This is a genomic window from Streptomyces sp. NPDC002754 (assembly GCF_053592315.1).
The window spans coordinates 153,132-166,313 of record NZ_JBSFVM010000005.1 but is presented as its reverse complement, the minus strand read 5'-3'; the positions used below and the strand labels follow the sequence as shown (position 1 = coordinate 166,313).

The following is a 13,182-nucleotide window of genomic DNA, read 5'->3' as shown; positions in this document are numbered from 1 at the left end:
CCGGGCCGTGCGGTGTCCGTCAGTTCAGGGTTCTCGTCGGGGCCGGGATCAGGCCAGGGCGGGCCTTCAGCGCCTCCGAGCAGGAGTATTCGCGGGGCGGAGCGGAGTCAGGGCCGCCGAGGACCACGTGCTCCTCGTCCTCCGCCGTGACCTCGCTGGTCGCGAACGTGCAGATGACCTGGGCCAGGGCGTAGGGGGACAGGTCGGCCGGTGTGGTGTTCAGGCGCAGCGTGTCCGCGGGGTCGCCCTCGCGCGGGCCCGAGACCTTGAGGCCGGAGCGGACGTCCGTCGTGTAGCCCGCCGTCTTCTCCTCGCCGGAGGGGGCCGCGGCCAACTGCGCGAGCAGCTCCCGGGCCACCACGATCCGGTCGGACGACTGGCCGCGCTCCAGCGTGATGGTCCGGTCGACCGTGACCAGCTGCGACGTACAGACCAGATAGACCTGCACCGGGAACTCGCCGCCCGCCTGCGCCCCCACCTCGTCCGAGCCCGCCAGGGAGCAGCCCACGCGCGTGGGCGCGGCGCCGAACTCCGTCGGCACCTCCGTGGGACGGATCCCGCAGCCGGTGAGCAGCAGAGCGGCGAGGCCCATGTGGGCCCAGGGGCGTACCCGTCGCGTCACGACGAGGCACCGCCTTCCCGCGCTTCCTCGGTGTCCTCCTCCGTGGCGGATGCGAGACGCTCGGCGTCCCGCGGCAGGTGCAGCGTGAACACGGCTCCCCCTTCGGGGGAGTTGGCCGCGCCGATCCGGCCGCCGTGGATACGGGCGTTCTCCACGGCGATGGACAGGCCGAGGCCGCTGCCCTCCGAGCGGGGCCGCGAGGCGCTCGCCTTGAAGAAGCGGTCGAAGACGTGCGGCAGGACGTCATCGGGGATGCCCGGACCGTGGTCGCGTACGGCGATGACGATGTCGTCGCCCTCCACCCGCACCGAGACGCGCACCGGGGACCCGCCGTGCTTGAGCGCGTTGCCGATCAGGTTCGCGAGGATCACGTCGAGGCGGCGCGGGTCGAGGCGGGCCGTGATGCCGCGCTCGGCGTCGAGTTCGACGGCGTCCAGCCAGGCGCGGGCGTCGATGCAGGCGGTGATCTGGTCGGCGAGGTCGACGTCGTCGAGGACGAGCTTGGCGCTGCCCGCGTCGAAGCGGGTGACCTCCATGAGGTTCTCGACGAGGTCGTTCAGGCGCCGGGTCTCGCTGACCACGAGACGTACGGCCGGTTCGATCATGGGGTCGACCGAGCCGGTCTCGGCGTCGAGCTCCTCCTCCAGGATCTCCGTCACCGCGGTGATCGCGGTCAGCGGCGTGCGCAGCTCGTGCGACATGTCGGCGACGAAGCGGCGCGAGGACTCGTCGCGGGAACTCATGTCCGCGACCTTCTTCTCCAGGTTCTCCGCCGTCTTGTTGAACGTACGGGACAGCTCCGCGAGTTCGTCCGTACCGGAGACGCGCAGCCGGGTGTCGAGCTTGCCCTCGCCGAGCCTGCGCGCGGCGACCCCCAGCCGGTGCACCGGCTTGAGCACCGTCGTCGCGGCCGCCTGCGCGAGCAGCGCGGAGCCGATGAGGGCGAGCGCGGTGGCGATGCCGAGCGACCAGGCGAGCGAGCCGAGATCCTTGGCCTCCGGCTCAAGGGACTTGAGCATGTAGCCGGTCGGCCCGTCGTCCACGGTGGCGCCGCCGACCAGGTACGGGGTGCCGTCCTGCGTGATCCGCTGCCAGTACAGGTGGTACGCGTGCTTGTTGCCGCCGTCGACCGGCTGCTTCTTGGTGACCGCGGCCTGCAGCGACCTCGGCACGTCGGCGACGGTGAAGGCGTCCAGGTCGGAATTGCCCACGACCCGGCGGTCGTTCTCGTCCTTCGCCATGAGCATCACGCTGAAGTGCTGGCTGCTGCCCGCCATCAGGTTCGCCGCGTGCTGCAACTCGCCCTGTGTGGGCACCCCGGGCAGCGCCGCCGCCCGGTTCTGCATCTCCTGCTTGAAGTCGCTGAGCGCGGAGTCCTGCGTGCGCGTGAGCACCGCCTCGCGGTTGAGCCAGTACGCGATCCCCGACGCGGACACCGCGGCCGTCAGCGCCACGAGCGCGAACACGACGACGAGGCGCAGCCGCAGGCTGGTGAAGCGCAGGCCGGCGAGCAGGGTCTTCTTGGCGGCGGCCGCGCCCCGGAGCTTGTCGTGCGGTTTCGTCACTGAGGCGTGTCCAGCCGGTAGCCCACCCCGCGCACCGTACGGATCAGGGTCGGCGACGACGGCACGTCCTCGACCTTCGCGCGCAGCCGCTGCACACACGCGTCGACGAGCCGCGAGTCACCGAGGTAGTCGTGCTCCCACACCAGGCGCAGCAACTGCTGCCGGGACAGCGCCTGTCCGGGCCGCCTGCTCAGTTCGAGCAGCAACCGCAGCTCGGTCGGCGTCAGTTGGAGGTCCTCGCCGTTCTTCGTCACCGTCATCGCGGCGCGGTCGATCACCAACGAGCCGAAGGAAGCGGCATCGTTGGCCTCCCGCTCGCCGCGCCGCAGCACCGCTCGGATCCGCGCGTCGAGCACGCGGCCCTGCACCGGCTTCACGACATAGTCGTCGGCGCCGGACTCCAGGCCCACCACGACGTCGATGTCGTCGCTGCGCGCGGTCAGCAGGATGATCGGCAGTTGGTCGGTGCGCCGGATGCGCCGGCACACCTCGAAACCGTCGATGCCGGGCAGCATCACGTCGAGGACGATCAGATCGGGCCGCGCTTCGCGCAGCAGCTTCAGACCGTCCTCTCCGGTGGCAGCGGTGGCGACCCGATGGCCCTGGCGCGTAAGTGACAGCTCCAGGGCCGTTCGGATGGCGTCGTCGTCCTCGATCAGCAACAGGGAAGGCACGAGCGCCATTCTGGCCCATCAGAGGCCTTCAGTTCGACCGAGTGTGCCCTTCAGGTGCGGGGAAGAGGGTCGGAAGGGGCCCGGGAGCGGCCCGGCGGGTCCGCTTTCTCCACGCCTGCTCCCCATTGCGGGAGCCGCTGTGACAGGCCTGTGACAGTCGCCGGACACCGTCATGAACTCGGCCCGGCAAGCTTTTGGTCATCGCGAAGAACGACCGCGACGACGACTCAGAAGTATTCGGTACTCCACGACGGGGGGCGCGAGATGAACACGCTGCACAGCACCACCTCAAGCGCGGTTGTCACGCGTCTGCACGACATGGGCCGGGTGGCTTCCGAGCGTCACGAGAAGTCCGGCACTGTGAGCGGGCGGGGGTGCGCACGCGGCGCCGGGCGTCAGCACACCGGGTTCATGACGGTGGTTGACACGCGGGAAACGGTGACCGAGGGGGGTCACGGGGGTGCCGCGTACAGGGAGGACTCGGGGGAGTCGTGCCGGACGTCCTTGTCGGAGGCCGAGTTCACGGCCTACGTCCAGGAACGCCGCTCCTCCCTGTACGCCACCGCCTACCACCTGACCGGTGACCGGTTCGAGGCCGAGGACCTGCTGCAGAGCGCGCTGTTCTCGACGTACCGGGCCTGGGACCGGATCAGCGACAAGGCCGCGGTCGGGGGCTACCTCCGCCGCACCATGACGAACCTGCACATCAGCGCGTGGCGCCGCCGCAAGCTGAACGAGTACCCGACCGAGGAGCTGCCGGAGACGGTAGGCGACACGGACGCGATGCGCGGCACGGAGCTGCGCGCGGTTCTCTGGCAGGCCCTGGCCCGCCTCCCCGAACTGCAGCGCACCATGCTCGTGCTCCGCTACTACGAGGGCCGCACGGACCCGGAGATCGCGGACATCCTCGACATCAGTGTGGGAACGGTGAAGTCCAGCATCTGGCGCTCGCTGCGGCGGCTGCGCGAGGACGAGGTGCTCAGCTTCGGCCGTGACCAGGAGGAGTCCTTCGGCGAGCTTGTCGCCTGAAGGCTGGGGGGAACGGGGGCCCTACGGGGGAGCAGTAGGGGGGTGTGAGCGGGACCGGAAGGCCGGGGGGTCTTTCCGGTCCCGTTCCGTCTTTCCGGCCAACCGTGGTCGACGTCTCGGGGCTCCGCCCCGGACCCCGCTGCTCAATCGCCGCAGGGGCTTGATTTAGGCGCGCGCCTTCACGCAACGACCCGCCGCAGCCGCCGCGACCCGGCCGAGCGCCTCCTCCTTGCCACACGCATGCGCACCGAGCGCCACCTGCCGCCCCACGATGCCCCGCTCCATCCGCATCAGCCGCCACCCGCGCCGCACCAGAAACCCCACCGACTTGCGCCCCTCCCTGAGGTCACGCAGCAGCCGACGCCGGAACGTCGTCGACGGCCGGCCGCGCAGGCACAACGCGTCGGCCAGCACCCCCGCCTCCCGGCAGCGCTCCACGATGTCCGCCGCGAAGATGCCCTCGGCGATGAACAGTGGCGTGCGCTCGATGTCCAACGTCTCCTCGCCCACACGCGAGCTGGAGGAGATGTCGTAGACCGGAACACTCGTCCGGCCTTTCGCGCACAGCGCCACGATCGCGGCGACCGCCACCTCGGCGTCCCAGGACAGCGGCGAGTCCCAGTCGATGTCCGAAGTGCCCGGCACCAGCGGCAGCGTGGGGTCGCCCGTCTCTTTGTAGAAGTCGTCGAGACACAGGACGGGCAGCCCGGAGCGGGCCGCGAAGGACGACTTGCCGGAGCCCGAGGGGCCACAGAGCAGGACGACCCGCGTCGGTATCGGAGGATGCGAACTCACGAGACACCAGTGTGAGGCATGGCGACCGCCCTGCCGCCCCGCGTGGTGTGGTTGTGGCACGCACCACGCCAACTACCCTGTGTACCCACATGATTACACTGGCGAAAGGTTTCGGGCGTAACACCATGGCACGACACGCAGACCACAAACACTCGACCTCCGTGCGGCGCACCCTGATGCGCGTCGGACTCACCGTGACCGCGGCCGGCGCCGTCGTCGCCGGGGGTGGTGCCGCCGCGAGCGCGGCGCCGATCCCCCTGCCGCAGTCCGCGACCGGCGACTCCAACGTCGACTCGGCGGCCGACGGCATCTCCACGGCGCTCAACTCGGCCACGTCGAACGGTCTGGGCACGCTGAAGAGGCTGCCCCTGGACCCGCTGGCCGGGACGGGCGTCGACCCGCTGGACAACGCGATCGCCACGCAGGTCGCGGACTTCGCGCCGGTCAGCACGGCCGCGATCACCGATCCGGTGACTTCGGGGGCGTCGCTGGAGGAGCTGCCCGTGGTGGGCCCGGTCACGAGCGTGCTGCCGGGCTGATCGGCATGACAGTGGCCCCGGCCCCTCCTGGACGGCGGAGGAGCCGGGGCCACTGCGTTGCTCGAGCGGTGACGCCCTAGTACGCGGAGCCGGACGCGCCCAGCGAACCCGTCGGGTGCCAGACCGTCTTGGTCTCCAGGAAGTGCGTGAGGCGGTCCGTGCCGGGGTCCGCCATGAAGTCCTCCACAGGCTGTGGACGGCGTACGCGCTTCAGGTTGTCGGCGGCGCCGATCTCGAGCTGCTTCGCCAACTCGGCGTCGGCGCCCGTCAGATCGATGCCGTTGACGTCCTGGTGCGCGGCGAGCGAAGGCGCGATCTCCGCCGCCCTGCCGGACAGCACGTTCACGACGCCGCCGGGCACGTCCGAGGTCGCGAGCACCTCGCCGAGGGACAGCGCCGGGAGCGGGGACCGCTCACTGGCGATCACGACGACCGTGTTGCCGCTCGCGATCACGGGGGCGATCACCGAGACCAGGCCGAGGAAGGACGAGTCCTGCGGCGCGAGGACCGCGACGACGCCGGTCGGCTCGGGCGTGGAGAGATTGAGGAACGGTCCGGCGACGGGGTTCGCCCCGCCGACCACCTGCCCGATCTTGTCGGTCCAGCCCGCGTACCAGACCCAGCGGTCGATCGCGGCGTCGACGACTGCGGCGGCCTTGGACTTGGACAGGCCCTCCGCCTCGGCGACCTCGCGCACGAACTGCTCGCGGCGGCCCTCCAGCATCTCGGCGACGCGGTACAGGACCTGCCCGCGGTTGTACGCCGTCGCGCCCTGCCAGCCGCCGAACGCCTTGCGGGCGGCGACCACGGCGTCACGGGCGTCCTTGCGGGAGGAGAGCGGCGCGTTGGCGAGCCATTCGCCCTTGCTGGAGGTCACTTCGTACACCCGGCCGCTCTCGGAACGCGGGAACTTCCCGCCGACGTACAGCTTGTAGGTCTTGAGGACACTCAGTCGCGCGTCATTACGGTCAGACATCGAGGTACGCCTCCAGGCCGTGCCGACCGCCCTCGCGGCCGAAACCCGACTCCTTGTAGCCGCCGAACGGCGAGGTCGGGTCGAACTTGTTGAACGTGTTGGCCCAGACGACCCCGGCGCGGAGCTTGTTCGCGACCGCGAGGATGCGCGAGCCCTTCTCCGTCCAGATGCCGGCCGAGAGCCCGTACTGCGAGTTGTTGGCCTTGGCGACGGCCTCGTCCGGCGTACGGAAGGTGAGCACGGAAAGGACCGGGCCGAAGATCTCGTCGCGGGCGACGGTGTGCGCCTGCGTGACGTTCGTGAAGAGCGTCGGCGCGAACCAGTAGCCGGAGGAGGGGAGTTCGCAGGGCGCCGACCAGCGCTCGGCGCCCTCGGCCTCGCCCTGCTCGGTGAGCGCGGTGATCCGGGCCAGCTGCTCCGCCGAGTTGATGGCGCCGATGTCCGTGTTCTTGTCGAGCGGGTCGCCGAGACGCAGGGTCGACAGGCGCGACTTCAGGCGGTCGAGCAACTCGTCCTGGATCGACTCCTGGACGAGGAGACGGCTGCCCGCGCAGCAGACCTGCCCCTGGTTGAAGAAGATCCCGGTGACGATCCCTTCCACGGCCTGGTCGATGGGAGCGTCGTCGAAGACGATGTTCGCGCCCTTGCCGCCGAGTTCGAGCGTCAGCTTCTTGTCCGTACCGGCGACGGTGCGGGCGATCTCCTTGCCGACGGCCGTGGAGCCGGTGAAGGCCACCTTGTTCACGTCGGGGTGGGCGACGAGCGCCGCGCCCGAATCGCCGTACCCGGGAAGGATGTTGACCACGCCCTTCGGCAGGCCCGCCTGACGGCAGATGTCCGCGAAGAAGAGAGCGGAGAGCGGGGTCGTCTCGGCGGGCTTGAGGACGACGGTGTTGCCCGTCGCCAGCGCCGGGGCGATCTTCCACGCCAGCATCAGGAGCGGGAAGTTCCAGGGGATGACCTGGCCCGCGACGCCGAGCGGCCTGGGGTCCGCGCCGTACCCCGCGTGGTCGAGCTTGTCGGCCCAGCCCGCGTAGTAGAAGAAGTGCGCGGCGACCAGCGGGAGGTCCGCGTCGCGCGTCTCCTTGATGGGCTTTCCGTTGTCGAGCGTCTCCAGGACGGCCAGTTCGCGGCTGCGCTCCTGGATGATGCGCGCGATACGGAAGAGGTACTTGCCGCGCTCGGTGCCCGGCAGCGCGGACCACTTCTCGAACGCCTTGCGGGCGGCCTTCACCGCGCGCTCGACGTCGGCCTCACCGGCCTGCGCGACCTCGGAGAGGACCTCTTCGGTCGACGGCGAGACGGTCTTGAAGACCTTGCCGTCGGCGGCCTCGGTGAACTCGCCGTCGATGAACAGCCCGTAGGACGGTGCGATGTCGACGACGGACCGCGACTCGGGCGCGGGCGCGTACTCAAATGCGTTTGCCATGGGTGATCAGTCCACCGTCACGTAGTCGGGACCGGAGTAGCGTCCTGTGGCCAGCTTCTGACGCTGCATCAGCAGATCGTTCAGGAGGCTGGAGGCGCCGAAGCGGAACCAGTGGTTGTCGAGCCAGTCCTCGCCCGCGGTCTCGTTCACGATGACCAGGAACTTGACGGCGTCTTTGGAGGTGCGGATGCCACCCGCCGGCTTCACACCGACCTGTACCCCGGTGGCGGCGCGGAAGTCGCGTACGGCTTCGAGCATGAGGAGGGTGTTGGCGGGGGTGGCGTTGACGCCGACCTTTCCGGTCGAGGTCTTGATGAAGTCGGCCCCGGCCAGCATGCCGATCCAGCTCGCGCGCCGGATGTTGTCGTACGTCGAGAGCTCGCCGGTCTCGAAGATGACCTTGAGGCGGGCGGTGCCGGAGGCCTCCTTCACCGCGCGGATCTCGTCGTGGACCTTCATGTAGTCGCCCGCGAGGAAGGCGCCGCGATCGATGACCATGTCGATCTCGTCCGCCCCTGCGGCCACGGCCTCTCGTACGTCCCCGAGCTTGACCTCGAGGGCGGCGCGGCCTGCCGGGAAGGCGGTCGCCACGGAGGCGACCTTCACGTCCGTGCCGGCGACGGCGGCCTTCGCGGTGGCCACCATGTCGGGGTAGACGCAGAGCGCCGCGGTGCGCGGGGTGTCGCGGTCGGTGGGGTCCGGGTGGACCGCCTTCGCGCCGAGGGCCCGGACCTTGCCCGGGGTGTCGGCGCCTTCCAGGGTCGTCAGGTCGATCATCGAGATGGCCAGGTCGATGGCGTACGCCTTCGCCGTGGTCTTGATCGAACGGGTCCCGAGCGAAGCGGCGCGCGCCTCCAGGCCGACCGCGTCGACGCCGGGCAACCCGTGCAGGAAGCGGCGCAGCGTGCGCTCGGACGTGGTGACGTCCTGGTAAGCGGCGGGTGCGGGTGCAGAACTGGGCATGGTCACGAGGGGAGCATATCTACGCGCGTAGCGGCTTGTACAGGTCGGGGTTCATGGTTCGCTGCGACGTGGTTGCGGTCGCGGGGCTCTGCCCCGCACCCCCGCGCCTCAAGCGCCGGCGGGGCTGGAATGGCTCACCCGCCGCCGGGGCTGGAACAACGAGGGTTGACGGGTCGGGCACAATCGAGCCATGACGAGCAGCCAGACCACGCCCCCGCAGGCACGTGACCGGATCTATCGGTCTCCCGCCGGTATCGCCGGTGGAGTCGTGTTGATCCTGGTCGGGGCCTGGCTGGGCATCGACGCCGTGGTCAACGGGGACGGGCGGACGCCGTGGATGGCGCTCGCGGGCCTGCTGTTCGTGGTGCCGCTCGTCGTCGCGTTCACCATCCGGCCGGCCGTCTTCGGGAACGAGGAGCGGCTGCGTGTGCGCAACCCGTTCCGGGACATCACGTTGCCGTGGTCGGCGATCTCGGCCTTCAAGTCCGGGTACTCGAACGAGGTCTTCGACGAGGCGGGTGCCAAGTACCAGCTCTGGTCGATCCCGGTTTCGCTGCGTGGCCGCCGCAAGGCGCAGCGCCAGCAGATGCGCGCCGCGAAGGGGGGCCGCACCACCACCGGTGCCTCCGGGCTTCCTGTGACCGAGCCGCGGTCCACGGGGGACCTGGCCATGGACGAGATCCGTGAACTGCACGCGGCACGCACCGAGGCCGAGCCGGCGCCGGGCACCGTGACGATCCGCTGGGCGTACGAAATCATCGCCCCGGCAGTCGTGGGGGCTGTGCTCCTCGTGGTCCTCATCGCACTGGGCTAGGCCGTTACGGCCACAGGGCTCCGCCCCGGACCCCGCGCCTCAATCGCCGGCGGGGCTTAAAAACCCAATCGCCGCAGGGGCTTGAAATGCCGATACCGCCGCACCGGCTTGAAAGACCTGCTCAAGCGCCGCAGGGGCTTGAAGGCCTGTACCCCGCACCGGCTGAAAGTCCTGCTCAATCGCCGCAGGGGCTTGATCTCTCAAGCCCCGCCGGCGATTGAGCAGGACTTTCCAGCCCCGCCGGTGGATGGGCATTTCAAGCCCCGCCGGCGATTGAGGCGCGGGGTCCGGGGCGGAGCCCCGTGACCGCAACCGCGGGCGACGCCGAGCTAGATACCCGCCGCAACCGCAAGATCGCGCTTGAGTGACGCGAGGCGTTCGGCGGCTACGTCCCGGGCCGCGGGCAGCGACGGTCGGTCGGCCACCGGAACCACAACCTCCAGGTAACACTTCAACTTCGGCTCCGTCCCCGACGGCCGCACCACGACCCTCGCCCCGTCCAGGGCGTAGCGGAGCCCATCCGTGGGCGGCAACCCACCCTCCCCCTCCGAGAGGTCATCCGCCCGGGTCACCGCGAGCCCCGCCAGCTCCACCGGCGGCACCTCGCGGAGCCTGCGCATCGCGTCCGCGATGACCGACAGGTCCTCGACCCGCACGCTCAACTGGTCCGTGGCGTGCAGGCCGTGGGCCAGCGCCAGGTCGTCGAGCGCGTCGAGGAGCGTACGGCCCTGCGACTTCAGCTCGCTCGCCAGCTCGGTCACGAGCAGCGCGGCCGTGATGCCGTCCTTGTCGCGTACGCCCTCGGGGTCGACGCAGTAGCCGAGCGCCTCCTCGTAGCCGTAGCGCAGGCCCTCGACACGGGCGATCCACTTGAAGCCGGTGAGCGTCTCCTCGTACGGGAGTCCCGCCGACTCGGCGATCCGGCCGAGCAGCGAGGACGACACGATCGACTCGGCGAGTACGCCGCTCACGCCCCGCTTGACGAGGTGTGCGGCCAGCAGCGCGCCGACCTCGTCGCCGCGCAGCATCCGCCACTCGCCGCCGTCGGGCACGGCCACCGCGCAGCGGTCCGCGTCCGGGTCGTTGGCGATGATCAGGTCCGGGGTCTCGTCCAGTGCGCGGGCCGTCGCGAAGGACAGGTCCATCGCCCCCGGCTCCTCCGGGTTCGGGAACGCGACCGTGGGGAAGTCCGGGTCGGGCTCGGCCTGTTCCGGCACGGGCACCGGCTCGGGGAAGCCCGCGCGGGCGAAGGCCGCGAGGAGCGTCTCCTTGCCGACACCGTGCATCGCCGTGTAGACGGTGCGGGCGCTGCGGGCCGAGCCCGGAGCCAGGACCGCGTCCGTGCGCGCCAGGTACGCCTCCAGGACGTCCTCGCCCAGCGTCTCCCAGCCGCTCTCCGCACGCGGCACGTCGTGCAGCGACGCCACCGCGGCGATCTCGGCGGCGATCTCCGCGTCGGCCGGTGGCACGATCTGGGAACCGTCGCCGAGGTACACCTTGTAGCCGTTGTCACGCGGCGGGTTGTGCGAGGCCGTGACCTCGACGCCCGCGACCGCGCCCAGGTGCCGTATGGCGAAGGCGAGTACGGGGGTGGGCAGCGGGCGGGGGAGGACCGCGGCGCGCAGCCCGGCCCCCTCCATCACGGCGGCCGTGTCGCGCGCGAAGTCCGCCGACTTGTGCCGGGCGTCGTAGCCGATGACGACCGGCCCGTCCGTCTGACCCTTGGCCTTCAGGTACGCCGCCAGGCCCGCGGCCGCGCGGATGACCACCGCGCGGTTCATCCGCGTGGGGCCTGCGCCCAGTTCGCCGCGGAGGCCTGCTGTGCCGAACTGGAGCGTGCCGGAGAAGCGCTCGCCGATCGCTTCCAGGTCGGCGGCCTCGATGAGCTTGGCGAGTTCCTCGCGGGTTTCCGGGTCCGGGTCCTCCGCGAGCCAGGTCTTCGCCCGGTCGAACGGTGCGGTGCCAGATACGGTCACGGTTCGCATTCCTTCGGGAGTTCTTGGGCCGCAACGGGGTTGACGTCTCGGGGCTCTGCCCCGGACCCCGCTACTCAATCGCCGCAGGGGCTTAAAAGACCTGCTCAATCGCCGCAGGGGCTTGAAATGCCCTACCGCCGCACCGGCTTAAAGGCCCTGCTCAATCGCCGCAGGGGCTTGAATGCCCGGCGGGCGCCGGATCAGATCTTCGCTAGGACCTTGGTCAGCAGGTCGCCCATGGCGGAGGCCGAGTCGCGGCCCGCCTGGAGGACCTCTTCGTGGTTGAGGGGCTCGCCGGAGAGGCCCGCCGCCAGGTTCGTCACCAGGGAGATGCCGAGCACCTCGGTGCCCGCCTCACGGGCCGCGATGGCCTCCAGGGTGGTGGACATGCCGACGAGGTCGGCGCCGAGGACGCCGGCCATCCGGACCTCGGCGGGGGTCTCGTAGTGCGGGCCCGTGAACTGGGCGTAGACGCCCTCTTCCAGGCTCGGGTCGATCTCCTTGCACAACGCGCGCAGTCGCGGCGAGTACAGGTCGGTGAGGTCGACGAAGTTGGCGCCGACGATCGGGGAGGCCGCGGTCAGGTTGATGTGGTCGGAGATGAGCACCGGCTGGCCGGGGCGCATGCCCTGGCGCAGACCACCGCAGCCGTTGGTGAGCACGATGGTCTTGCAGCCCGCCGCGGCGGCCGTGCGCACACCGTGCGCGACGGCGGCGACGCCGCGGCCCTCGTAGAAGTGCGTACGGCCCAGGTAGACCAGGGCGCGCTTCTCGCCGACCTGGTACGAGCGGACGGTGCCGCCGTGGCCCGCCACCGCGGCGCCGGTGAAGCCGGGCAGCTCGGTGAAGGGGAACTCGGCGGCGGGCTCGCCCAGCGCCTCGGAGGCGGGCGCCCAGCCGGAGCCCATCACGAGGGCGACATCGTGGGTCTCGGCGCCCGTCAGCTCGCGCAGCCGCGCGGCTGCGGCGTCGGCGGCGGCGTACGGGTCGGCCAGGACGTGGTCCGGAGTAAGAGAAGCGTTCACGCCGACGAGAGTAGCCTGTCGTTGCCTACGCGCGTAGATGTCGGAGGTCACGTCCTTGTGATCGTTGCTTTGTCGTTTCCGACAACCAGGGACGCCGGATGGCCTCGATGCGCCTCAGCAGGGGCGCTTGCGCAGCTCCATCGCGTAGTCGTGCGGCGCGCCCGCCGACTCCGCCGCGTCGGCGATCTCGCCCAGGTACCGCGCCGAGGGGAGCCCGCCCTCGTAACCGTTCAGTACGTAGAGCCACGCGGGCTCCTCGCCCTCCAGGGTGTCCACGCGGACCCGCATCCGCCGGTAGATGTCGAGGCCGACACCCTCCCAGCGGTCCATCGACTCCTCGTCCATCGGGGCGATGTCGTAGAGCGCGACGAAGACCTGTGAACGCGGCGCCTCGACGATGGTGGCGAGTGCGCCCTCCCAGCCCATGTGCTCGCCCCCGAACGTGAGCCGCCAGCCGTTCAGCCAGCCGGTCGCGCGCAGCGGCGAGTGCGGTGCGCGGCGCGTCATGAGCCGCGCGTCGAGAGTGCCGGCGTACGCGGCGTAGAGCGACATGGGACCGAGCGTACGTCAGACGGACCAGGTGTCTCGTGAGTAACCGAAGCACCGTTCCTGGTGACTGAGCAGGAGTGGGTCCCGTCCACCCGCACGCCCCGAACGGTCTTGGGCGCACTGGTCCCCGGCGGGCTCGACCCCTGGGCGGAGCCCCCGCCCGGATCATCACACGATCGAGCTAGCTCGACCCCGAACGCACTCCCCGACGAGCAGCTACTACCCC

The 13,182-nt window shown here is 70.6% G+C and carries 13 protein-coding genes; 3 read left to right on the top strand and 10 right to left on the bottom strand.

The window, feature by feature from the left end; translation table 11 throughout:
* Positions 1 to 19 precede the first annotated feature (19 nt).
* The 3 genes from ACWD2L_RS14780 to afsQ1 are packed head-to-tail and all read right to left on the bottom strand — an operon-like array spanning position 20 to position 2,861.
* Positions 20 to 622, bottom strand: a complete 603-nt coding sequence (locus tag ACWD2L_RS14780; RefSeq protein WP_351336912.1) for a hypothetical protein — start codon at positions 620 to 622, stop codon at positions 20 to 22.
* Positions 619 to 2,187: a HAMP domain-containing sensor histidine kinase gene (locus ACWD2L_RS14775; protein ID WP_351336914.1), complete on the bottom strand. Its 1,569-nt coding sequence runs from the start codon at positions 2,185 to 2,187 to the stop codon at positions 619 to 621. Before ACWD2L_RS14775 ends, ACWD2L_RS14780 begins: the two co-directional genes overlap by 4 nt.
* The gene (gene afsQ1, locus ACWD2L_RS14770) at positions 2,184 to 2,861 is read right to left on the bottom strand and encodes a two-component system response regulator AfsQ1 (protein ID WP_351336917.1); all 678 of its coding nucleotides are present in this window, start codon (positions 2,859 to 2,861) and stop codon (positions 2,184 to 2,186) included. Before afsQ1 ends, ACWD2L_RS14775 begins: the two co-directional genes overlap by 4 nt.
* Before the next feature lie 264 nt (positions 2,862 to 3,125).
* Here afsQ1 and ACWD2L_RS14765 point away from each other — a divergent pair, with 264 nt between their 5' ends.
* Positions 3,126 to 3,890: a SigE family RNA polymerase sigma factor gene (locus tag ACWD2L_RS14765; protein WP_351336920.1), complete on the top strand. Its 765-nt coding sequence runs from the start codon at positions 3,126 to 3,128 to the stop codon at positions 3,888 to 3,890.
* Positions 3,891 to 4,055: 165 nt separating this feature from the next.
* On the opposite strand, the gene ACWD2L_RS14760 is transcribed toward ACWD2L_RS14765, so the two are convergent.
* The gene (locus tag ACWD2L_RS14760; RefSeq protein WP_351336922.1) at positions 4,056 to 4,685 is read right to left on the bottom strand and encodes an ATP-binding protein; all 630 of its coding nucleotides are present in this window, start codon (positions 4,683 to 4,685) and stop codon (positions 4,056 to 4,058) included.
* Positions 4,686 to 4,810: 125 nt separating this feature from the next.
* Here ACWD2L_RS14760 and ACWD2L_RS14755 point away from each other — a divergent pair, with 125 nt between their 5' ends.
* A complete protein-coding gene (locus ACWD2L_RS14755) occupies positions 4,811 to 5,224 on the top strand; it encodes a hypothetical protein (protein WP_351336925.1) in 414 nt (137 codons plus the stop codon).
* A 76-nt stretch (positions 5,225 to 5,300) separates the two neighbouring features.
* Here the strand turns inward: ACWD2L_RS14755 and ACWD2L_RS14750 are convergent, their stop codons facing one another.
* From ACWD2L_RS14750 to deoC, 3 genes are read right to left on the bottom strand one after another with little or no spacing between them, the layout of a single operon-like run.
* Positions 5,301 to 6,200 carry an aldehyde dehydrogenase family protein gene (locus tag ACWD2L_RS14750; RefSeq protein WP_351336928.1) on the bottom strand — a complete coding sequence of 300 codons (900 nt, stop codon included), beginning with the start codon at positions 6,198 to 6,200 and terminating at the stop codon, positions 5,301 to 5,303.
* Positions 6,193 to 7,629 carry an aldehyde dehydrogenase family protein gene (locus tag ACWD2L_RS14745; RefSeq protein WP_351336931.1) on the bottom strand — a complete coding sequence of 479 codons (1,437 nt, stop codon included), beginning with the start codon at positions 7,627 to 7,629 and terminating at the stop codon, positions 6,193 to 6,195. The genes ACWD2L_RS14750 and ACWD2L_RS14745 overlap by 8 nt, the downstream gene beginning before the upstream one ends.
* Positions 7,630 to 7,635: 6 nt before the next feature.
* The gene (deoC, locus tag ACWD2L_RS14740) at positions 7,636 to 8,592 is read right to left on the bottom strand and encodes a deoxyribose-phosphate aldolase (RefSeq protein ID WP_351336933.1); all 957 of its coding nucleotides are present in this window, start codon (positions 8,590 to 8,592) and stop codon (positions 7,636 to 7,638) included.
* Between the two features lie 190 nt (positions 8,593 to 8,782).
* Between deoC and ACWD2L_RS14735 the strand changes: the two genes are divergently transcribed.
* Complete coding sequence (locus tag ACWD2L_RS14735) at positions 8,783 to 9,406, top strand: PH domain-containing protein (protein ID WP_351336936.1); 624 nt, start codon at positions 8,783 to 8,785, stop codon at positions 9,404 to 9,406.
* A 329-nt stretch (positions 9,407 to 9,735) separates the two neighbouring features.
* On the opposite strand, the gene ACWD2L_RS14730 is transcribed toward ACWD2L_RS14735, so the two are convergent.
* From ACWD2L_RS14730 to ACWD2L_RS14720, 3 genes are all read right to left on the bottom strand, one after another.
* On the bottom strand, positions 9,736 to 11,382 hold the full coding sequence (locus tag ACWD2L_RS14730; protein ID WP_351336939.1) for a phospho-sugar mutase: 1,647 nt from the start codon (positions 11,380 to 11,382) through the stop codon (positions 9,736 to 9,738).
* A 200-nt stretch (positions 11,383 to 11,582) separates the two neighbouring features.
* Positions 11,583 to 12,407 (bottom strand): purine-nucleoside phosphorylase, encoded by an 825-nt coding sequence (locus tag ACWD2L_RS14725; RefSeq protein WP_351336941.1) that lies wholly within the window; start codon positions 12,405 to 12,407, stop codon positions 11,583 to 11,585.
* Between the two features lie 114 nt (positions 12,408 to 12,521).
* Positions 12,522 to 12,959, bottom strand: coding sequence for a gamma-glutamylcyclotransferase (locus ACWD2L_RS14720; RefSeq protein WP_351336944.1), 438 nt, complete (start codon positions 12,957 to 12,959; stop codon positions 12,522 to 12,524).
* Positions 12,960 to 13,182: the final 223 nt, after the last annotated feature.

What these genes read in the sequence shown, in the direction of transcription:
- ACWD2L_RS14765 (WP_351336920.1), top strand. Translation starts at nt 3,126, where the DNA reads ATGAACACGCTGCACAGCACCACCTCAAGCGCGGTTGTCACGCGTCTG.
- ACWD2L_RS14755 (WP_351336925.1), top strand. Translation starts at nt 4,811, where the DNA reads ATGGCACGACACGCAGACCACAAACACTCGACCTCCGTGCGGCGCACC.
- ACWD2L_RS14750 (WP_351336928.1), bottom strand. Translation starts at nt 6,200, where the DNA reads ATGTCTGACCGTAATGACGCGCGACTGAGTGTCCTCAAGACCTACAAG.
- ACWD2L_RS14745 (WP_351336931.1), bottom strand. Translation starts at nt 7,629, where the DNA reads ATGGCAAACGCATTTGAGTACGCGCCCGCGCCCGAGTCGCGGTCCGTC.
- deoC (WP_351336933.1), bottom strand. Translation starts at nt 8,592, where the DNA reads ATGCCCAGTTCTGCACCCGCACCCGCCGCTTACCAGGACGTCACCACG.
- ACWD2L_RS14735 (WP_351336936.1), top strand. Translation starts at nt 8,783, where the DNA reads ATGACGAGCAGCCAGACCACGCCCCCGCAGGCACGTGACCGGATCTAT.
- ACWD2L_RS14720 (WP_351336944.1), bottom strand. Translation starts at nt 12,959, where the DNA reads ATGTCGCTCTACGCCGCGTACGCCGGCACTCTCGACGCGCGGCTCATG.